The 21675-nt window shown below is 57.1% G+C and carries 11 protein-coding genes; 10 read left to right on the top strand and 1 reads right to left on the bottom strand.

Annotated features, from left to right (window positions below; translation table 11 throughout):
* Window positions 1-85: 85 nt before the first annotated feature.
* On the bottom strand, window positions 86-1087 hold the full coding sequence (galR, locus tag ACPUC8_RS13150) for an HTH-type transcriptional regulator GalR (RefSeq protein ID WP_494926466.1): 1002 nt from the start codon (window positions 1085-1087) through the stop codon (window positions 86-88).
* Window positions 1088-1282: 195 nt separating this feature from the next.
* On the opposite strand from galR, the gene ACPUC8_RS13145 reads away from it, so the two are divergent.
* The 10 genes from ACPUC8_RS13145 to ACPUC8_RS13100 all read left to right on the top strand — a co-directional run bounded on the left by ACPUC8_RS13145 (window position 1283) and on the right by ACPUC8_RS13100 (window position 21219).
* Window positions 1283-3544 carry a molybdopterin-dependent oxidoreductase gene (locus ACPUC8_RS13145; RefSeq protein WP_494926465.1) on the top strand — a complete coding sequence of 754 codons (2262 nt, stop codon included), beginning with the start codon at window positions 1283-1285 and terminating at the stop codon, window positions 3542-3544.
* A 286-nt stretch (window positions 3545-3830) separates the two neighbouring features.
* Window positions 3831-5561 (top strand): penicillin-binding transpeptidase domain-containing protein, encoded by a 1731-nt coding sequence (locus ACPUC8_RS13140; RefSeq protein ID WP_494926464.1) that lies wholly within the window; start codon window positions 3831-3833, stop codon window positions 5559-5561.
* 425 nt (window positions 5562-5986) lie between these two features.
* Window positions 5987-6175, top strand: a complete 189-nt coding sequence (locus tag ACPUC8_RS13135; RefSeq protein WP_039329033.1) for a hypothetical protein — start codon at window positions 5987-5989, stop codon at window positions 6173-6175.
* A 277-nt stretch (window positions 6176-6452) separates the two neighbouring features.
* On the top strand, window positions 6453-7589 hold the full coding sequence (locus tag ACPUC8_RS13130) for an efflux RND transporter periplasmic adaptor subunit (protein ID WP_039329035.1): 1137 nt from the start codon (window positions 6453-6455) through the stop codon (window positions 7587-7589).
* Window positions 7590-7598: 9 nt separating this feature from the next.
* The gene (locus ACPUC8_RS13125; protein WP_494926463.1) at window positions 7599-10733 is read left to right on the top strand and encodes an efflux RND transporter permease subunit; all 3135 of its coding nucleotides are present in this window, start codon (window positions 7599-7601) and stop codon (window positions 10731-10733) included.
* The gene (locus ACPUC8_RS13120; protein ID WP_039329039.1) at window positions 10723-12129 is read left to right on the top strand and encodes an efflux transporter outer membrane subunit; all 1407 of its coding nucleotides are present in this window, start codon (window positions 10723-10725) and stop codon (window positions 12127-12129) included. The genes ACPUC8_RS13125 and ACPUC8_RS13120 overlap by 11 nt, the downstream gene beginning before the upstream one ends.
* A gap of 143 nt (window positions 12130-12272) precedes the next feature.
* On the top strand, window positions 12273-13529 hold the full coding sequence (locus ACPUC8_RS13115) for an MdtA/MuxA family multidrug efflux RND transporter periplasmic adaptor subunit (RefSeq protein WP_494926462.1): 1257 nt from the start codon (window positions 12273-12275) through the stop codon (window positions 13527-13529).
* Complete coding sequence (locus ACPUC8_RS13110) at window positions 13526-16723, top strand: efflux RND transporter permease subunit (protein ID WP_494926461.1); 3198 nt, start codon at window positions 13526-13528, stop codon at window positions 16721-16723. Before ACPUC8_RS13115 ends, ACPUC8_RS13110 begins: the two co-directional genes overlap by 4 nt.
* Window positions 16720-19821 (top strand): efflux RND transporter permease subunit, encoded by a 3102-nt coding sequence (locus tag ACPUC8_RS13105; protein ID WP_494926460.1) that lies wholly within the window; start codon window positions 16720-16722, stop codon window positions 19819-19821. Before ACPUC8_RS13110 ends, ACPUC8_RS13105 begins: the two co-directional genes overlap by 4 nt.
* 3 nt (window positions 19822-19824) lie before the next feature.
* Window positions 19825-21219 carry an efflux transporter outer membrane subunit gene (locus ACPUC8_RS13100; RefSeq protein WP_039329046.1) on the top strand — a complete coding sequence of 465 codons (1395 nt, stop codon included), beginning with the start codon at window positions 19825-19827 and terminating at the stop codon, window positions 21217-21219.
* Window positions 21220-21675: the final 456 nt, after the last annotated feature.

Raw genomic sequence — 21675 nt, 5'->3', positions numbered from 1 at the left:
TTATCAATAAGCAGCCTGAGTCCTTAACTGACGAGCATTACGCAATAAATTGCGCCGCTACGGATTGCACGGCGCTTTTATTTCTTCAACCCGGCCCGCTCACCGAATGTCGTCTCACCAGCGTGGGGCTAAACATATTGGTCACTTCCGGCATTGCCGTGCCGTTGGCTAATGCCAGCGCCAGTTGCGCTGCCTGCTGCGCCATGGTGACAATCGGATAGCGCACCGTGGTCAAACGTGGGCGCACATAGCGTGATACCAGCACATCATCGAAACCAATCAACGACATCTCTTCCGGCACGCGCACGCCGTTGTCACTCAGTACCGCCAACGCGCCTGCCGCCATCGAATCGTTGTAGCAGGCCACGGCGGTAAATTGTTTACCGCGACCTAACAACTCGGTCATTGCCTGCTCACCGCCGACTTCATCCGGTTCTCCCCAGGCCACTAAGCGATCGTTAGACGGCAAACCATGCTCTTTCAGTGCATCGTAATAGCCTTGCAGACGATCTTCAGAGTCCGAAATCGGGTGGGTGGAGCAGATAAAAGCGATCTGTGAGTGGCCTTGTTGAATCAGATGGCGTGTCGCCAGCCAGGCACCGTAACGGTCATCCAGCGCGATACAGCGCGATTCAAAGCCTTTTAATAAACGGTTCAGCAGCACCATGCCCGGCACCTGCTTCATCAGCACTTCTAAATCCGCATCAGGGATTTTCTTGGCGTGCACCACTAAGGCATCACAGCGGTGACGCATCAGCTGTTCAATCGCCTGGCGCTCTTTTTGCTCGTTGTGGTAACCGTTACCAATCAGCAGGAAGTTGCCGGTGGCACCTGCCACTTCATCGACCGCTTTCACCATCGCGCCAAAAAAGGGATCGGAAACGTCACCCACCACCAACCCTAAGGTTTCGGTGGACTGCTGCGCCAGGGCGCGTGCGTTGGCGTTCGGGTGATACTGCAACTGCTCCATTGCCTGGGTCACGGCGAGGCGTGAACTCTCGCTGGCTTTGGGCGAATTATTGATGACACGGGAAACGGTCGCGACCGACACCCCTGCCATGCGGGCAACATCCTTAATGGTAGCCATGCGGTTACTTGCATCCGGGAAAACGTTTACACATGCCACCAGTGTTACGGAAAACAGTACCTGTAGCAACCCGCGAGAATGCCAGCGCTGTCGCAAAAGCGCGGAAATTAAGGGGATTCAGCCAGGCTTTAGCCCGGCCGCACCCTCATGTTATGCTGCCACTATTATTCATACCTGCCTGCCGGACCCAAAACCATGAAATCACGCGTGCCGCACCTGGCGCACTGGGGCGCTTTTACTGCTGTTACCGAAAACGATCGCCTCATTGGCTGCGAACCTTTCTTTGCCGATGCCGATCCTTCACCGATGCTCAACACCATCCCAGAGCTGGTCTATTCGGATAAACGTATTCGCCAGCCGATGGTGCGCCGTTCGTGGCTGAAATCGCGTGAAAACAGTGACCGTACCCTGCGCGGGCGGGAAGACTTTGTGGCGGTGGATTGGGACACCGCGCTGGATCTGGTGGCAGAAGAGAACCGTCGCGTGCGCGATCGCTATGGTGCCTCCGGCATTTTCAACGGCTCTTACGGCTGGTCTTCCGCTGGGCGCGTTAACCACGCCCGTACCCTGATTCGTCGTTTCTATTTCCAGGGCGGCGGTGGGGTTGACCAGCAGGGCAACTACAGCTGGGGTGCCGCGCAGTTCTTCCTGCCCTATGTGATCGGTACATACATGCCGCTCACCGGCCGCGTGACAGACTGGCCTGACGTGGTGGAACACGCCGAAATCTTTATCGCTTTTGGTGGACTGGCGCTGAAAAATGCCCAGGTCGCGTCCGGCGGGGCAGGGCAACACAGCCTGAAACCGGCGCTGGAACAACTGACCGCCAAGGGTACGCCGATTATCAACATCAGCCCGATGCGCGATGACTGCCCAGCCTTCGTTAATGCAGAGTGGATCCCGATTCGGCCTAACACCGACGTGGCGCTGATGCTGGCGCTCGGTTTCGAGATCACCCGTCGCCAGGCGGTGGATGAAAACTTCCTTGCCAGCCACTGCACCGGTTGGTCGCAGCTGCGCGCCTACCTGCTGGGCGAAAGCGATGGCATCGCCAAAACCCCGGAATGGGCCAGCGATATCACCGGCATTCCGGCGGCACGTATTGCGTTGCTGGCGCAGCAGCTGATCGGTAAACGCAGCTTCATTACTTGCTCCTATTCAGTACAGCGCGCCCACCGTGGCGAGCAGCCGTACTGGATGATGATTGCGCTCTCCTCGATGCTCGGTCAGCCGGGTTTGCCAGGCGGCGGTTTCTCCTTTGGTCACGGCTCGATGAACAGCGTCGGCAATCCGCGCCAGGAAGGGCCGGCGCCAATGATGAGCACCGGACCCAATCCGGGCAATCACTCGATTCCGGTGGCGCGTATCAGCGACATGCTACTCAATCCGGGCCAGCCTTACCGCTTCCAGGGTGAGACCTTGCACTATCCGGATATCCATCTGGTGCACTGGGCGGGCGGCAATCCTTTCCACCATCATCAGCAGCTCAACCGTTTAGTCGAAGGCTGGCAGCGTCCGGATACCGTCATCGTGCAGGACATCGTCTGGACGCCAGCGGCGCAAATGGCCGATATCGTGCTGCCCGCCACCACCACGCTGGAGCGCAACGACATTGGCGGTTCATCGCGCGATCGCTTCGTGTTTGCCATGCATCAGACGGTCAAACCTCAGCATCAGGCGCGTAATGACTTTGATATCTTTGCCGATATCGCCGATCGCCTCGGCTATCGCGATGTCTTCACCGAAGGGCGCAATGAGATGCAGTGGATTGAGCACCTGTATCAGCAGTGTGCCGTGGCGCATGCGCGCAAAGATATTCATTTCCCGGAGTTTGGTGAGTTTTGGCAGCGTGGCTTTGTCGAGATCCCGGAAGGCGGCAAACCCTATGTGTTTATGGACGATTTCCGCGCTAACCCGACTCAACACCCGATTCAAACTGCCAGCGGCAAAATTGAGCTGTTCTGCCAGACCATTGCCGACTATCAACTGGATGATTTTGCCGGGCATCCCGAGTGGCGTGAGCCGCAGGAGTGGCTAGGCGCGCCCTTGAGTGAGGAATTCCCGCTGCATATGATCTCCATCCAGCCGTCGGATCGCCTGCACAGCCAGATGGATGCCACCGCCACGGTGCAGGCCAATAAAACCGCCGGACGCGAAACGTTGTTTATGCATCCGCAGGATGCGCGTGCGCGAGATATTGCCGATGGCGATGAGATTGAAGTCACCAATACACGAGGACGCATGCTGGCAGGCGCACGTATTACTGACGGCTTAACCCCTGGTGTGGTGATCATCGCCACCGGTGCCTGGTTCGATCCCGGCTTTGGCCAAGCGTGGCAGCCATGGGATCGCGCAGGCAACCCGAATGTGCTGACGCTGGACATCGGCACCTCGTCATTGACGCAGGGACCTAACGCCATGAGTTGCCTGGTGCAAATCAAAAAACATTTGATGTGAATGGTGCGCTAACAATCTCACTGCTGGTTACATTTTGCGGGTAACTGTTGCGTTTGAGAGATGGTCTCCTCATCAGCCACCTTGCTAAAGTCAGGGTCCCAGAGGTATTGATGGGTGAACATCAAAAAGTTTTCTTGATTACACCGACCTGCGCAGATGCGCAGGTTTTTTTTGCCCGCACGTTTCGCTAACGAACTGAAACACAGTTTTCCTGTTATCACTCTCAAGCTTTCTTTATAACTGCAGATAACAAGCTTAGATTCACCCTTTATCGCAGCGGAATGCTATGCCCCCGATTAAAAAATTTCTGGGAAAAGACCAGATTAAAGCCCCATTTAACCCTTTTCGCTTTCGCCTGATTTGTCTGGGTGTCCTTGGCTGCATGGTGCTGCTGCTGATTTTCGTCGGTGACCTGCAACTGATTAAACATCCGATGCTGGAGCATGAAGCCGACCAGCGCTCGCTGCGTACTGTCACGCTGCCGACGAACCGCGGTACCTTACTGGACCGTGATGGTCAGGCGCTGGCGCTGAGCGTACCCGCGCGCGATATCATTGCCGATCCGATGCGTGTATTAGAAGCCAATCCTGATTTCACCAGCGCCAAATGGGCCTATCTGGCGGCCGCACTCAGCATGCGACCGGAAGAGATCCGTGCACAAATCACCGCCAACCCGAAAAAGCGCTTCCTCTATCTGGGGCGCAAGATTGAGCTGGGTATTGCCAAAGACATCGCTGAACTGCACCTGAAAGGGATCAGCTCGGTGTATAACGACAGTCGCTTCTACCCGATGAGTGAAGCGGCAGCGCCGTTAATCGGCATCGTGGGGGCGGACAGCAATGGTCTGAATGGACTGGAAAAAGGCTTTGATCATGTGTTGCAGGGGGAACCCGGCAAAGAGGTTTATCGTCAGGATGGCGATGGCCATATCATTTCGATGATCGACTACGATCCGCCTAAGCAGCCGCCCACGGTGCAGCTGAGTATCGATAAATTTGACCAGTTCACGCTCTATAGCAAACTGCGCGATGGTGTGCTGTTGAACAAAGCTGACTCGGGTGCGGCGGTGTTGATCAAAATCGATACCGGAGAAATTTTAGGGATGGCGTCATACCCGTCGTTCAACCCTAACAACTACGAAAACGCCACGCCTGCGCAGATGCGCAACACGGCGATCAATGACAGCTATGAACCCGGATCAACGGTGAAACCGCTGGTGGTGCTGGAGGGACTGGAGCGTCATTTGATTCGCCCGGACTCGGTGCTGGATACCTCGCCTTATACGGTCAACGGCCACTTGATTCGTGACGTGGGCCACTGGCCGCGCCTCACAGTGACCGGCATCCTGCAGAAATCGAGTGATACCGGAGCGTCCCATATTGCGTTAGCGATGCCCGCTGATGCGCTGGTCAACACCTATCAGGCATTTGGTTTGGGTAAACCCACTGGATTAGGGCTGACTGGCGAAAGCGTGGGCTATTTCCCGGCGCATCGTCAGCGCTGGGCCGATATCGAACGCGCAACCTTTGCCTTTGGCTACGGATTGCGTGTTACGCCGCTGCAAATCGCACGTGAGTACGCCACGCTGGGCAGTTATGGCATCTATCGTCCGCTCTCGATTACCAAAGTGACGCCACCGGTGGTGGGCACGCAGGTGGCGAATCCGGTAACGGCGGAAATTGTTGTTCACATGATGGAGAGTGACGTGCTGCCCGGCGGTTCAGGATTGCGTGCCAACGTACCGGGCTATCGTCTGGCGACCAAAACCGGTACGGCTGAAAAAATGGGCACCAGCGGCAAATATGATGGCGGCTATGTGAACTACACCGCTGGCGTGGCTCCCGCCAGTCATCCGGAAGTGGCGCTGGTGGTGATCGTGAACCATCCCACTGCGGGTGACCACTTCGGGGGAACCGTGGCGGCACCGATTTTCGGCAATATCATGGGGCCGGTGCTGAAGCACATGAACATCGCACCTGATGCGATTTACAACAAGCCACCTTCGGATAAATCTTAGTAAAATCAGGATGTAACTGCACAGTCGTGCTTTTCACACCTCGTTGCATTTCGCCGAACTCGGTTGCGATTTGCGGCTGTTCTCTTTCACTGCTTTCGGCGACGATGAAAGTCCCAGAGGTATTGATGGGTGTGATGAGCGGCTGCTGCGGCAGCGATACCTGTCTTCAGGTATTCACCCTGTTCTGTTGCACCGACCCACGCAGATGCGTGGGTTTTTTTTGTCTAAAATTTACCGGCGAGCGAACTCGCTCACACCTCTTGTCTGAGTCTTAACACTTCCCCAGCAACATAAAAATATCTCGCCGTGTAACCTATATTCAACGCACCGCGATGCCGCATTCCATTTCGGTTCGCCAGCCCTGGGCCGTGTTGGTAGCACGGTGCTGGGGCGTATTAATTTGTTATTCGTTGAGGACATCAGTGATGCCAAAAACCAAAGACTGCACCCCGAAAGGGGAAGGCCGCTCCTCGGCGTTTCAGTTACGTATTCATCCTGAGTTGCACGAGCAACTGCGCGAAGTCACCGAAGATGACAACATCACCCTGTCATGCTGGCTGAAAGATCTGGCCCGGCGGGAATTGCGCCGTAGAGGGATTGAGCCGAAAGGTTAGCGGCGAGATTTATCACTTGAATGTAGCGGCGCGATTTATCGCGCGTTGTTCACCCAAGAGACGCGCCATTCATTGCGCCGCTACCCTTCCGCAATCATCATCAAAAACCCGCAAAAAGCTAAATTCCACAGCCATTTAAGGCACGAAAGGTTTACCATTTTCCTTTGGAAAATATATTTTACGCAACCTTAACAACCCCGCTCGCTTCCGCTCCCTACAATGCCATTTTGAGTCATTACATTCGTGACTATTTCCCTCCTATCGTTAGAGAAAAACTATGCGCCTGAAACTTCTTTCTGCCAGCGTGGTGTTTTTACTGGCAGCCTGCGACCAGGGCGGAGCTAAGCCCGCTGCAACGGCCACTCCCCAAGTGGGGGTGATCACCTTGAAATCTGAGCCTGTCACTTTAGTCACCCAGTTACCTGGCCGTACCACCGCCGTGCGAACCGCACAGGTGCGTCCTCAGGTCAGTGGTGTCATCCAAAAAATTCTTTTCACTGAAGGTGGAGAAGTGAAAGAGGGGCAGCCGCTGTATCAGATCGATCCGGCCACCTATAAAGCCACCTACGACAAAGCGATGGCGACCTGGCAAAACGATGCCATGGTGGCGAAGCGCTATCAGCCATTGGCGGCTGCCCATGCGATAAGTCAGCAAACCTACGATGATGCGGTAGCGGCAGAGCGCGAAGCCAAGGCCGATGTCGAAACCGCCAAAGTGAACCTCGACTACACGCTGGTGAAAGCGCCGATTTCGGGCCATATCAGCCGTTCGATTTACACCGCCGGTGCGCTGGTAACCAGTGGGCAGAGTGACTACCTTGCCACCATCACCCAGCTCAACCCGATGTATGTGGATGTCAGTGAGTCGGCCACCGATCTGTTGCGTATGCGCCGGGCGCTGGCCGAAGGCAAGATTGCTAAAGTGGATGACAACACCGCTGCGGTTCGTCTGTCGCTGGAAGATAACAGCCAATACGATCAGCAGGGCAAACTGGCGTTCTCCGAAGTGAACGTCGATACCACCACCGGCACTGTCGTGCTGCGTGCCGTGTTCCCGAATCCACAAAACGAATTGCTGCCGGGCATGTACGTTCACGCCAGCTTCCCACAGGGCATCCAGCAGCAGGGCATTTTACTGCCGCCGGAATCGCTGATGCATGACAGCAAAGGCCAGCCCTATGTCTACGTGGTGAAAAGCGATAACACCATCGACCAGCGCACCATCCAGACCGGTGAAATGGTCAAGGGTGAATGGCTGGTGACGGGCGGCCTGAAGGAAGGTGAAAATGTGGTGGTGAACAACTTACAGGGTGTGCGTAGCGGAGTGAAAGTCACCACTACCGCCGCGAACACCAATGACACCCCGCCAGCCAATGCCGTTAGTCTCTCGATGACTGACGCTGCGGCACAATAAGGGGGCGTCATGTCTAAGTTTTTCATTGAACGCCCAATATTCGCGTGGGTCATCGCGATTATTGTGATGCTGGTGGGTGCTATTGCGGCCATCAGCCTGCCCGTTAACCAGTATCCCAATATCTCGCCGCCAGCGGTGTCGATCTCCGTGACCTATCCAGGCGCGAGCGCCGAAACCACGCAAAATACCGTGGTGCAGGTCATCGAGCAGCAGTTAAACGGTCTGGATGGCCTGCGTTATCTGGAGTCGAGCAGCGCCTCGGACGGCAGTGCGCAGATCATTGCCACCTTTAACCAGGGGATTAACCCGGATATCGCGCAGGTGCAGGTGCAGGACCGCGTCTCACTGGCGGAATCACAGTTGCCCAGCACGGTAACCGATCAGGGTATCCGTATCCGTAAATACCAGAAAAACTTCATGATGGTTATCGGGCTGATCTCCAAAGATGGCAAGCTAACCAACGGCGATTTGGCCGACATGCTGGTATCGAAACTGGAAGACCCGATCTCGCGTACGCCTGGCGTCGGTGACTTCATGGTGCTCGGCTCGGAATACGCCATGCGTATCTGGCTCGATCCGGCCAAGTTGTATAAATACAACCTGATGCCGAGCGATGTCTCGACGGCGATTGATAATCAGAACGTGCAGGTCTCCTCCGGTTCACTCGGCGGTTTGCCAACCATTCAGGGCGCGAAAAGCCAGGCGACGATTCTCGGTAAAACCCGTTTCACCACGGTGAAACAGTTCGAGAACGTGCTGTTGAAGGTCAATACCGATGGTTCACAGGTGCGTCTGAAAGATGTCGCCAGCGTAGCGCTCGGGCCGCAGACCTACGGCATTGATGCCACCATGAACGGCAAACCGGCTGCGGGTATCGCCTTGCGTCTCGCCACCGGGGCGAATGAACTGGATACCGCGAAAGCGGTGCGCCAGACCATTGCCGATCTGAAAGATGCCCTGCCGGATAACGTTGAAATTCAGTATCCGTACGACACTTCCCCAGTGGTCAGTGCTTCGATTGAAGAAGTGGTGAAAACGCTGATCGAAGCGGTCATCCTGGTGTTCTTCGTGATGCTGATCTTCCTGCAGAACCTGCGTGCCACGCTGATCACCACCTTGGTGGTTCCGGTGGTGCTGCTGGGGACTTTTGGCGTGCTGGCGGCATTCGGCTACAGCATCAACACCCTGACGATGTTCGGGATGGTGCTGGCGATAGGCTTGCTGGTGGATGATGCCATCGTGGTGGTGGAAAACGTCGAGCGTGTGATGCATGAAGAGCATCTCGACCCGAAAACCGCCACCATCAAATCGATGCAGCAGATTCAGGGCGCGCTCTTTGGTATTGCACTGGTGCTGTCAGCGGTGTTGCTGCCGATGGCGTTCTTCTCCGGCTCTACCGGGGTGATCTACCGCCAGTTTTCTATCACCATTGTGTCGGCGATGGCGCTGTCGGTGATCATGGCCTTGATCTTCACCCCTGCGCTCTGCGCCACATTGCTGAAAGCCAGCTCGGCCGAGCATAAAACCACTGGCTTTGCGGGCTGGTTCAACCGCAAGTTTGATAGTGGCGCGATGCACTACACGCGCGGCGTCAGCAAGGTGATTTCCCGTCGCGGCCTGTTCCTGGTGATCTACCTGGTGATCGTCGGCGTGACGGGCTTTTTGTTCACCCGCGTCCCCACCACCTTCCTGCCCGGCGAAGATCAGGGGCTGATGATGGTGCAGATGACGCTGCCGGTGAACGCCTCATCACAGCGTACTCAGCAGGTCATCAACGACCTGAATGATTATCTGCAGAAGAACGAAGCCTCAGTGGTCACCACCACCTTTGGTGTGGCGGGCTTTAACTTTGCCGGTCGCGGCCAAAGTAACGCCATGGCCTTTGTGCGTCTGAAAGACTGGAGCGATCGTACCCACAGCGGGCAAAGCGTGCAGGATTTGGCGAATCGGGTGATGGCGCACTTTGCCAACTACAAGAACGCCAAAATCTTCGCCATGGTGCCGCCTGCGGTGATGGAGTTGGGTAACGCCACTGGTTTCGATCTCTATCTGCAGGATACCGGCGCGCATACCCATCAGCAGATGATGGATGCCACCCACCAGTTGGTGGATCTGGCCAACAAAGATCCGCATCTGACGCAGGTGCGCATGAATGGTCTGGAAGATGAGCCGCAGTATCAACTGGAGATAAATGACGAGCGCGCCAGTGCGCTTGGCCTCAGCATGACTGACATCAACAACACGCTCTCCGTGGCATGGGGATCGAGTTATATCGATCAGTTCATGTACGGCGGCCGTGTGAAAGAGGTCTATCTGATGGGTAAAGCGGACTCACGCGTGACGCCATCCGATCTCAACAAGTGGTACTTCCGCAATAGCAGCGGCACCATGGTGCCATTCTCAGCCTTTGCCTCAGGCAAATGGGTGTATGGCTCGCCGCACTTTGAACGCTTTAACGGCTTAACCTCGGAAGAGATCCTTGGATCCCCTGCACCTGGCCAGAGTACCGGCGAAGCGATGAAGGCGGTTGAGCAGTTAGCGAAACAGCTGCCAAAAGGCTTCCGCGTGCAGTGGTACGGCATCTCTTATGAGGAGCAGGCCTCCGGTAACCAGACCACCCAGCTGTACATCATTTCGATTTTGGTGGTGTTCCTGTGTCTGGCGGCATTGTACGAGAGCTGGTCGATTCCGTTCTCGGTGATTATGGTGGTGCCGCTGGGCATCCTCGGCACCATCAGTGCGGTGCTGCTGCGAGGTTTGCAGAACGATGTGTTCTTCCAGGTGGGGCTGCTCACCACGGTGGGGCTGGCGGCGAAAAACGCCATCCTGATCGTCGAGTTCGCTAAAGAGCTGCACGAACGTGAAGGTAAAACGCTGGTCGAAGCGGCGGTGGAAGCGGCCAGGCTGCGTATCCGTCCGATTATCATGACCTCGATGGCGTTTATTCTCGGCGTGTTGCCGCTGACTATTTCCAACGGGGCAGGGGCGGGTAGCCAGCACTCGATTGGTACGGCGGTAGCGGGCGGGATGATCACCGCGACCTTCCTCGCCATCTTCTTTGTACCCATGTTCTATGTGGTGGTGTCGCAGTTCTTCTCCCGTAAGAAAAAAGCATCCGCAGAGGTGACAACTCATGAATCTTAATTCTTTCCGAATGGCGCTGTTACCGCTGGCGATGATGCTGGCGGGTTGTACGCTGGCTCCGCACTACCAGCGTCCGGCGATGCCAGCCGAGACCGTGGGACATTACGATCAGCCCACGGCGGTAGGCAACGTGGCCGATTTGCCGTGGCAGAACTTCTTCACCGATGCCACGCTGCGTAACCTGATTCAGCTGTCACTCGATAACAACCGCGACCTGCGCGTCGCGGCGTTGAATGTGCAGGAAGCACAACAGAGCGTCACGGTGCAGCGCGCCGCGTTGATGCCATCCATCGATGCCACGGCGAGCCAGACCTCGGCGCATGAACCTGGCAACCTCTACAACACCAAGACCACGGGTCCGGTGACCTATCATGAGCTGAATGCTGGGCTTGGGGTGACATCCTGGGAGCTGGACTTCTTCGGCCGTCTGCAAAGCTTGCGCGATCAGGCGCAAGAGCAGTATCTCTCCACCGCCGCCACCGAGCGCGCCACGCGCATCACGCTGATCTCCGAGGTGGCGACGGCCTGGTTGACGCTGGGCTCTGATAACGATCTGCTGCATTTGGCGCAAAACACCGCCAAAAGTCAGCAGGAGTCGTATCGCCTGACGAAACTCAGTTACGACGGCGGCGCCAGCAGCGATCAGGATCTGGCACAGGCAGAGAGTACGGTACGCGCCGCACAAGCAGACGTCGCCAGCTATACGCGCCAGGTGCGTCAGGATGTGGATGCGCTGCGCCTGCTGGTGGGCACCGATTTGCCACCGACACTGCTGTCGCACGCCACGCTGGATGCCAACTGGCAGTTCCCGGCCACGCCGGCTGGATTACCGTCGGATCTGTTAACGCGTCGTCCTGACATCATGGCGGCTGAACACACGCTGAAAGCGGCGAATGCCAACATTGGCGCTGCGCGCGCAGCGTTCTTCCCAAGCATCACGCTCACCGCATCGGGAGGATCGACCAGCAGCTCACTCGGCAATTTACTCAGTGGCGGCACAGGTGCCTGGTCATTCGTACCATCGATAAATCTGCCGATTTTTGACGGCGGCAAAAACGAGGCTAACCTCAATATCGCGCATATTGAGAAACGCATTGAAATTGCTGATTACGAGAAAGCGATCCAGACCGCGTTCAAAGAGGTGAATGATGCGCTGGCCGGGCAGGACACCTGGCAGGATCAGATGACGGCCCTGCAACAGGAAGTCGGCGCGAACCAGCGTGATTACGACTATTCCGAATTGCGCTTTAAGCAAGGCGTAGACAATTATCTCAATGTATTAGTGGCCCAACGATCGCTTTACAGTTCGCAACAGTCGCTGATTAGCGCGCATCTGGGTCAGTTGAGCCAGAAAATCACCTTGTATAAAGCACTGGGAGGCGGCTGGAAAGCCTGAGAGTCTTAACATTACCCTTACGGTTTCTCCATGGAAATTCCATGGCACTTCAGTCGATAATACAAGCAGTGATGATTTTCCTTTGAAATAATCCCCTGACTTAACAGGGGATTTTCCTTTTTCCTGTTTATCTGAAGAGTCCGATGACAATTAACTCCCCTCGCAAATCGCGTTTTCGCTGGCTTAAATGGCTGCTTATTTTGATTGTGCTTTTGATTGTCGCGGGCGTGATCTGGCGCGTAGTGGGCGGGCGAGGGGGCATGCCACCGGGAGGCATGCCGCCGGGCGGTGCGCCGGGTGGTAAACATGGTGGTCATCGCGGCGGTGCCGGTGGACCGCCGGGCATGGCAATGATGGGCGGCGCCACCCTGGTGCACAGTGGCGTGGCGAGCACTGCTGATGTGCCGGTCTATCTCAATGCGCTCGGTACAGTGATCCCCAATGCCAGCGTCACCGTGACCAGCCGCGTGGCCGGTCAACTGGAGAAAGTGTTCTTTACTGAAGGCCAGAAGGTTGCCGCTGGACAACTGTTGGCGCAGATCGATCCGCGTAGCTATCAGGCCACGCTGGCGCAGTATCAGGGCGATCTCAATCAAAATCAGGCGCTGCTGAAAAGCGCGGAACTGACGCTGGCGCGCTACAAAAAGCTGGCCGCGCAGGACTCCTTGTCGCGCCAGGATCTCGACACGCAAACCGCGACTGTCGGCCAGTACAAAGGGGCGGTGGCGGCGGACCAGGCGCAGATCGCCAGCGCTAAGCTGGATATCGAATATGCACGTATCACTTCTCCGGTCAGCGGTCGCGTCGGTCTGCGTCTGGTCGATCCGGGCAATATGGTGCAAACCACCGATACCACTGGCATTGTGGTGGTGACTCAGATGCAGCCTGCCGCCGTGACCTTTAGCGTGCCGCAAAGCAATATCCCTCAGCTGACTAAAGCCCTGCACAACGGTCAGAGTCTGCCCGCTGTCGCCTTTGACCAAGACAACAGCACTCAACTGGCAGAGGGAGCGGTGCAGTTTATCAGCAACCAAATTGATACCAGCACCGGCACCATTGAGCTGAAAGCGTCATTCCCTAACGAGGATGAGTCGCTGTTTGCTAACCAGTTCGTCAACCTGCGCCTGCAAACCAACGTGCTGAAAAATGCCACGGTGATCCCGGCTCAGGCGCTGCAACTCAGCAGCGATGGCAGCTTTGTGTTTGTGATTGGCAAAGACAACACCGTGACACGCAAAGCGGTCACCACCGGTCCTGCGTTTGGCGAAGACCAGCAGGCGATCCTTAAAGGCGTAGAGCCGGGCGATCGTCTGGTGACGGAGGGCATCGATCGTCTGACCAACGGCAGTAAAGTCTCTCTGGCCGATGACAGCAAAACTGCCGCAGCGGCCAAAAAATGAATCCGTCTCGTCTCTTTATTCAGCGTCCCGTTGCTACCATTTTGCTGATGGTTGGCGTGCTGATCTCCGGGATCTTTGCCTACAAATTCCTCTCCACCTCGGCGCTGCCGCAGGTGGATTACCCGACGATTCAGGTCACCACGCTCTATCCTGGTGCCAGCCCCGATGTGATGGCGTCTTCGGTGACATCACCGCTGGAGCGCCAACTTGGTCAGATGGCCGGGTTAAGCCAGATGACCTCCACCAGCTCGGGTGGCTCATCGATCATCACCCTTAAGTTCAGCCTCGATTTGTCGCTGGACGTCGCCGAGCAGGAAGTACAGGCGGCGATCAATGCCGCCAATAACCTGCTGCCGAGTGACTTGCCGAATCCGCCGACCTACAAGAAGGTCAACCCGGCGGACACGGCAGTGATCACGCTGGCGGCCAGTTCCGACAATCTGCCGCTGACGCAGGTGCAGGATCTGGTCAATACCCGCGTGGCGCTCAAGCTGTCGCAAATTAACGGCGTGGGCATGGTGACGCTGGCGGGTGGACATCAACCGGCGATTCGTGTGCAGATGGACCCCAAAGCGCTGGCAGCACACAACCTGACGCTGGAAGACGTCAACACCTTGATCAGCAATAGCAACGTCAACGGCTCGAAAGGTGGCTTTGATGGTAAATACCATTCGGTCACCATTGATGCTAACGATCAGCTGCGCACCGCCGACGAGTACGGCAATCTGATCATCACTTATCAGAACGGTGCCGCACTGCGCCTGAAAGATATCGCCCATATCGAACAGGGCCCGGAAAACACCTTCCAGTCTGCATGGGCGAACAACAGCCCGGCGATTGTCATCAGCGTACAGCGTCAGCCTGGTGCCAACGTGATTCAGGTGGTGGATGCCATCAAAGCACAACTGCCAACCTTGCAGGCGGCACTGCCCGATGGCGTGAAGATGACGATTTTGTCGGACCGCACCCAAACCATTCGCGCCTCGATCAGTGACGTGCAGTTTGAGCTGATGCTGTCGGTGGCGCTGGTGGTGATGGTGACCTTCCTGTTCCTGCGTAACGTGGCGGCGACGCTAATCCCCAGCGTGGCGGTGCCGCTGTCGCTGATTGGAACTTTCGGCGTAATGTATCTGGCCGATTTCAGCCTGAATAACCTGTCACTGATGGCCCTGACCATCGCCACCGGCTTTGTTATCGACGATGCCATCGTGGTGGTGGAAAACATCTCGCGGCGGCTGGAAGAGGGCGAAACGCCGATGCAGGCGGCGCTAAAAGGCTCCCAGCAGATTGGCTTTACTATCATATCCCTGACGTTCTCGCTGATTGCCGTACTGATCCCGCTGCTGTTTATGGGCGATGTGGTCGGGCGCTTATTCCGTGAGTTTGCCATTACCCTGGCGGTATCGATTTTGGTGTCGATGGTGGTGTCACTGACGCTGACGCCGATGCTGTGTGCCTATCTGTTGCAGCACATCCCGGAAGAGAAGCAGTCACGCTTCTCACGTAAGGGCGGGGAGGTGTTCGATAAGCTGGTGCGCGGTTACGATCGCCTGCTCACGGTGGTGTTGAACCACCAAAAGCTGACGCTGCTGGTAGCGCTGGCGACCTTTGCACTGACGGCGCTGCTGTATATCGCCATCCCGAAAGGCTTCTTCCCGACGCAGGATACCGGCCTGATTCAGGGCGTGACCGTGGCGTCGCAGGATGTCTCGTTCAGCGAGATGTCTAAGCGCCAGCAAGCGCTGGCGAAAGTGATTTTGCAGAATCCATCCGTGGACAGCTTGTCCTCGACCATTGGTATCGACGGTAGTAATACCAGCCTCAACAGCGGGCGCATCCAGATCAACCTTAAGTCGTTTGATCAGCGTGATGATAAAGCCGATGTGGTGATCAAGCAGCTACAGCAGGCAGCAGAGCAGGTTGCAGGTATTCAGCTTTATCTGCAACCGGCACAGGATTTGACGGTGAACGATCAGGTCACCCCGAGTCAGTATCAGTTTACCCTCGATGATGCCGACAGTGAAAATCTGGTGAGCTGGACGCCGAAGATAATCGCCGCCTTGCAGAAGCGCCCGGAATTTAACGGTGTGGTCAGCAACCTGCAAGACCAGGGCCGTGTGGCCTATGTGGAACTCAATCGCGACAAGGCTGCACGCTACGGTATTACGGCATCAGACGTGGATACCGCACTTTACAACAGCTTCGGTCAGCGTCTGGTCTCTACCATCTTTACCCAGGCGAACCAGTATCGCGTGGTGCTGGAAGTGGCACCGCAGTATCAGCAGTCACCGGCCTCGTTTGATGATGTGTATTTGCCAGTGACCAGCAATTCATCAACCAGCAGCACCACCAGCAGTTCGTCGAGCAGCAGCTCATCCTCTTCATCGGATAGCAGTACCACGTCGGACACCACCACAACGGGCATGGTGAAACTCACCTCGATCGCCACCATCCACGAACGCACCGGATCGCTGATGCATATGCGCCTGAATCAGTTCCCGGCGGTGATGGTGTCATTCAATCTCAACAAAGGTTACTCGCTGGAAGATGGTCAGAAAGCCATTGCCGAGGTGACGCAGCAGCTCAATTTGCCATCCAGTATTACGCTGCGCTACCAGGGGGAAACCTCGGCGTTCCAGAGCGCGACGGGCAATACCCTGTGGCTGATTCTGGCGGCGTTGATCACCATGTATGTGGTGTTGGGCATCCTGTATGAGAGCTTTATTCATCCGGTGACGATTCTTTCCACGCTGCCTTCAGCGGCGGTGGGGGCGCTGCTCACGCTGTTGCTGGCGGGTAGCGAATTCAGCCTGATTGCGTTAATCGGGGTGATCCTGCTGATCGGTATCGTGAAAAAGAACGCGATTATGATGATCGACTTCGCGCTGGAGGCCGAAAACAAACAGGGCATGAGCGCGCGTGATGCGATTCATCAGGCCTGTTTACTGCGTTTCCGTCCGATTCTGATGACCACCATGGCGGCATTATTAGGTGCGCTGCCATTGATGCTGGCGTCGGGTTCCGGTGCCGAGTTGCGTCAGCCGCTGGGCCTGGTGATTGTCGGCGGGCTGATTGTCAGCCAGGTGCTGACGCTGTTCTCTACGCCGGTGATCTACCTGTGGTTTGATGGTATTGCGCAGCGTGGCAAGCGTTATATGCAACGCAAGCAGCAGCAGGTGCGAGACGAGCAATGAATTTAACCCGGTTGTTTATCTTCCGCCCGGTCGCCACGCTGCTGCTGACACTGGCGATCATGCTGCTCGGCGCATTGGGCTATCGGCTGCTGCCGGTGGCGCCGCTGCCGCAGGTGGATTTCCCCACCATCATGGTCAGCGCCAGTTTAGCGGGTGCCAGCCCGGAAACCATGGCGGCCACGGTCGCCACCCCGCTGGAACGTTCGCTGGGGCAGATTGCCGGCGTCACGGAGATGACCTCAAGCAGTTCGCAGGGCTCCACCACGGTGATTTTGCAGTTTGACCTCGACCGCGATATTAATGGCGCGGCGCGCGATGTGCAGGCGGCGATCAATGCCGCACGCAGCCTGCTGCCGAGTTCGATGGAATCACTGCCGACCTACCGCAAAGCCAACCCGTCCGATGCGCCGATTGTGATGCTGGCGCTGACGTCGGCCACGCGCACGCCGGGTGAACTCTACGACCTCGCCGAAAGTAAAATCGAGCAGGCGATGGGGCAGGTCAAAGGCGTGGGTGAAGTGTCGCTGATGGGCAGTGCCTTGCCAGCGGTGCGCATCGATCTGCAACCGCTCAAGCTGACGCAATACGGTATCTCGCTGGATACGGTGCGCGAAGCGATTGCCAATAGCACCACCAATAAGCCCAAGGGCATTCTGCAAGGCAGCAGTCAGTCATGGGTGGTGGACAGCAATGGTCAGTTAGACAAAGCGGCACAGTATCAGAACCTGATCGTCAGCTATAAAGATGGCAAAGCGGTGCGTTTGCATGATGTCGCCACCGTGTACGATTCGGTCGAGGATCAGTATCAGGCGGGCTTCCTTAACTCAATGCCGTCGGTGATGGTGGGGATTAAGCGCCAGGCCGGTGCCAATATGCTCGACACCATTGATGCCATCAAAGCGCAGTTACCGGCGCTGGAGAAGGATCTGCCGGCCGATACCCAACTGAAAGTGGTGGTGGACCGCTCGCCCACGGTACGTGAATCCCTTTACGACACCGAAGAGACTTTGCTGATTGCCATGCTGCTGGTGATCGCCGTGGTGTTCGTGTTCCTGCGCAACGTGCAGGCGGTGGTGATCCCGGCGCTGGCGTTGCCGGTGTCGTTAATCGGCACCTGCGCCTTTATGTATCTGCTGGGCTATAGCCTCGATAACCTGTCATTGATGGCGCTGATTATTGCCACCGGCTTTGTGGTGGATGACGCCATCGTGGTGCTGGAGAACATTACCCGCCATATCGAAGAGGGCTTGAGTCCACTGCGCGCGGCGCTGAAGGGCGCGCAGGAGGTGAGTTTCACCGTGCTCTCCATGACCATGTCATTAGTGGCGGTGTTTATTCCGATCTTGCTGATGGGCAGTATTGTTGGGCGGTTGTTCCGCGAATTTGCCGTGACGCTGACCATCTCGCTGCTGATCTCGATGTTCGTCTCGCTCAGCCTGACGCCGATGCTGTGTGCGCGTCTGCTGAAGCCCAAACCGAAAGTGAGTAAACGCCCGCACCCGCTCTACCAGTTTATCGAAAACCAGTTGAACGGATTACTGGCGGCCTATTCGCGTGGTCTGGCGTGGGTGATGGCACACCAGAAAATCACCATGTTCAGCCTGGTGCTGACGGTGTTGCTCAATCTGTTCCTGTTCTCTGTGGTGCAGAAAGGCTTCTTCCCCAATCAGGATACCGGCCTACTGATGGGTGCACTGCGCGCCGACCAGAACATCTCGTTCCAGGCGATGAAGCCGAAGATGCTGGAGTTCACCAAAATCATCCAGTCCGATCCGGCGGTCGAGAGTGTGATGTCGTCGATGGGCAGCGGTATGTTTGGCTCGCGCAACAGCGCCAACTTCTTTGTGCGCCTGAAAGATTTCAGCGACCGTGATGCCACCGCCACCGAAGTGGCTAACCGCCTGAGTATGAATACCAGTCATATTGCCGGTGCGCAGATGTTCCTGATGGCCGCGCAAGATTTGCATATCGGTGGACGCAGCGCCAACGCCACCTATCAATACAGCTTGCAGGCGGACGATCTGGATGTGCTGCGTGAGTGGACGCCTAAAGTGCAGGCGGCGCTGGCGGCGATCCCACAACTCAACAGTGTGGATTCCGACTCACAAACCGGTGGGCAGGAAGTGGTGATCAATATCGATCGCGACCGCGCCAACCGTCTGGGGGTGAATGTGCAGATGCTGGATACCATGCTCAATAACGCCTTTAGCCAGCGCCAGGTGGCCACGCTCTATCACACGCTGAATCAGTATCACGTGGTGATGTCGTTGCAGAGCAGCTACACCCGCGATCCGGAGATACTCAAAGAGCTTTACGTGATCAATGACAGCGGCGATCGTGTGCCGCTCTCCGCGTTTGCCAGCTTTGTGGGCGGTAATGCACCGCTGTCGGTGGCGCATCAGGGCCAGTCGGCGACCAGCACGGTGGCGTTTAACCTCAACGATGGCGTGTCACTGGAGCAGGCGCAGGCACTGATCAAACAGGCGATGGCGCAACTCGGTCTGCCATCCACCATTCAGGCTGGCTTCGCGGGTACGGCGGCGGCCTTCGCCCAGCTCACCGCCACCATGCCTTGGCTGATTCTGGCGGCGCTGGCAGCGGTGTATATCGTGCTGGGCGTGCTATATGAGAGCTATATCCACCCGATTACCATTCTCTCGACGCTGCCGTCGGCGGGGGTGGGCGCACTGCTGCTGCTGTTGCTCACCAACACCCAACTGACGGTGATCGCGCTGATTGGCATTATTCTGCTGATCGGTATCGTGAAGAAGAACGCCATCATGATGATCGACTTTGCGATCCACGCTGAGCGCACTAAAGGCATGTCGCCGCAGCAGGCGATCACTCAGGCCTGTTTAATGCGCTTCCGCCCGATTATGATGACCACGCTGGCCGCTTTTTTTGGTGCCTTGCCATTGGCGTTGGGTAGCGGCGGCGATGCCGATTTACGCAGCCCGCTCGGGCTGGCGATTGCCGGCGGTTTGGCGTTGAGCCAGCTGCTGACGCTGTTTACTACGCCAGTGGTTTATCTCTGGCTTGATCGTTTAAGCCGTGCCACCAAACGTCAGTGGCAGCGGATGCGCCATGTGGAATCCTGATAGATGAAAATGTCTCTAAAATTGACGCCAATCGTGATGGCGCTGCTGTTGGCGGGTTGTGCTGTTGGCCCTGATTATCAACGCCCCACGATGGCGATGCCAACCCACTTTAAAGAGGCCAAAGGCTGGCAGCAGGCCACGCCGCAGGATGCGCAAAGCAAGGGGGAATGGTGGCTGGTGTATCACGACGATACCCTTAGCAGTCTGCTGAGCCAGGTGAGCATCTCCAACCAAAACGTGGCCAGCTATGCGGCACAGTACCGTGAAGCCCAGGCGCTGACGTCGCAGTCACGCGCCGCGCTGTTCCCTTCGGTGAGTTACGATGCCAGCAGCACACGCAGCGGCAGCCGTTCCAGCGCCACCGGGCAGCGCAGCGTCAGCAACGCGCACGCCGCCGATCTCAGCGCCAGCTGGGAACTGGATTTGTGGGGCAAGCTGCGCCGTACGCTGGAAGAGAACAAAGCCAGCGCCCAAGCGAGTAAGGCCGAGCTGGCGAATATCACGCTCAGTGCCCAATCGGAGCTGGCGCAGGACTACTTCCAGCTGCGTATTCTCGACGAAAAAATTGCCTTGTATCAGCGCAGCATCGACGCCTACCAGCGTTATCTGACGGTGATTCAGAATAAGTATTCAGCGGGCAGTGAATCACGTGCCACGCTGGCACAGGCGCAGATGCAGTTGGAAAGCGCGCGTGCCACGGCGCAGGATTATCAGTGGCAGCGCGCGCAGTCAGAGCACGCCATTGCGCTGCTGCTGGGGCGTGCGCCTGCTGATTTCTCCCTGCCGGTGGCGAAGCTGAACGCCACGCTGCCCGCCATTCCCAACAGCCTGCCTTCGGCATTACTACAGCGTCGGCCGGATATCGCCTATGCCGAGCGTAACGTTGCCGCCGCCAATGCCGCAGTCGGCGTAGCGATTGCCGGTTACTACCCGGACCTGACGTTAAGCGCCAGCGGCGGCGTCAGTTCGTCGGCGATCAACAGCCTGTTCTCGCTGCCGAATCGCGTCTGGTCGTTAGGGCCAGAGCTGAGTGGCACGCTGCTGGACTTCGGGGCTACTTCCGCCAAAGTGGAGCAGGCGCGCGCCGCCTATGACGCCAGCGTGGCGGATTACCGCCAGTCGGTGCTCACCGCGATGGGTGAAGTGGAAGATTATCTGGTGCAGCTGAATACGCTGCAGGGCGAGATCGCGTCGCAGCAGTTAGCCACCACAGCCGCGCAAGAGTCGGCGCGGGTCACGCGCAATCAGTATGATGCCGGGATGATTGATTATCTCGACGTCGCGACCACCGAAAACAGCAGCCTGACCGAGCAGCAGAGCCTGTTATCGTTGCAGAGCACGCAGTGGGTGAGCAGCGTGGAGCTGATTGCCGCGCTGGGCGGCGGCTGGCAGGGGTAATTTTTTTAGAACGGCGTAATCATTCGGTAGGTCGCTATCAATGGCGTCATGCTTGTCTGTTAAGGACTGACGATAACGCCATCAATGGCGTCATGCTTGTCTGTTAAGGACTGACGATAACGCCGTCTGGGGCCGCACCGGGGCCGGCGGTCCTCGCGCCGCTACGCGGTACCTTCACTTCACTCGTCTGCCTTACGGACCGGTGCCGATGGAACATCCATGTTCCAGCGCCACCTTTCGCCCGCGTCCTGCGGGCTCTCCTGGCATACTCGCTCAGCTCAGCGCTGCGGAATGCCAGCCCCGGTGCGCCCCAGCCAGCTCATCAGCTTCAATGCGCGTTGTCAAAAAGGGCACATTGTCTGAGGCCATGACGCCTCTGCTGCCCCCTCAGGGTTATCCGCAGCGCTGAGACTTTTACGTTGGGCCAGGAGCCCCACGCGGGGAGGCGTGGGGCAG

It is taken from the genome of Pantoea sp. CFCC18177 (assembly GCF_059412425.1).
The sequence above is the reverse complement of the archived record's forward strand: the minus strand, read 5'-3'. Positions and strand labels throughout refer to the sequence as shown.

What these genes read in the sequence shown, in the direction of transcription:
- ACPUC8_RS13135 (WP_039329033.1), top strand. Translation starts at nt 5,987, where the DNA reads ATGCCAAAAACCAAAGACTGCACCCCGAAAGGGGAAGGCCGCTCCTCG.
- ACPUC8_RS13115 (WP_494926462.1), top strand. Translation starts at nt 12,273, where the DNA reads ATGACAATTAACTCCCCTCGCAAATCGCGTTTTCGCTGGCTTAAATGG.
- ACPUC8_RS13105 (WP_494926460.1), top strand. Translation starts at nt 16,720, where the DNA reads ATGAATTTAACCCGGTTGTTTATCTTCCGCCCGGTCGCCACGCTGCTG.
- ACPUC8_RS13120 (WP_039329039.1), top strand. Translation starts at nt 10,723, where the DNA reads ATGAATCTTAATTCTTTCCGAATGGCGCTGTTACCGCTGGCGATGATG.
- galR (WP_494926466.1), bottom strand. Translation starts at nt 1,087, where the DNA reads ATGGCTACCATTAAGGATGTTGCCCGCATGGCAGGGGTGTCGGTCGCG.
- ACPUC8_RS13145 (WP_494926465.1), top strand. Translation starts at nt 1,283, where the DNA reads ATGAAATCACGCGTGCCGCACCTGGCGCACTGGGGCGCTTTTACTGCT.
- ACPUC8_RS13140 (WP_494926464.1), top strand. Translation starts at nt 3,831, where the DNA reads ATGCCCCCGATTAAAAAATTTCTGGGAAAAGACCAGATTAAAGCCCCA.
- ACPUC8_RS13125 (WP_494926463.1), top strand. Translation starts at nt 7,599, where the DNA reads ATGTCTAAGTTTTTCATTGAACGCCCAATATTCGCGTGGGTCATCGCG.
- ACPUC8_RS13100 (WP_039329046.1), top strand. Translation starts at nt 19,825, where the DNA reads ATGAAAATGTCTCTAAAATTGACGCCAATCGTGATGGCGCTGCTGTTG.
- ACPUC8_RS13110 (WP_494926461.1), top strand. Translation starts at nt 13,526, where the DNA reads ATGAATCCGTCTCGTCTCTTTATTCAGCGTCCCGTTGCTACCATTTTG.
- ACPUC8_RS13130 (WP_039329035.1), top strand. Translation starts at nt 6,453, where the DNA reads ATGCGCCTGAAACTTCTTTCTGCCAGCGTGGTGTTTTTACTGGCAGCC.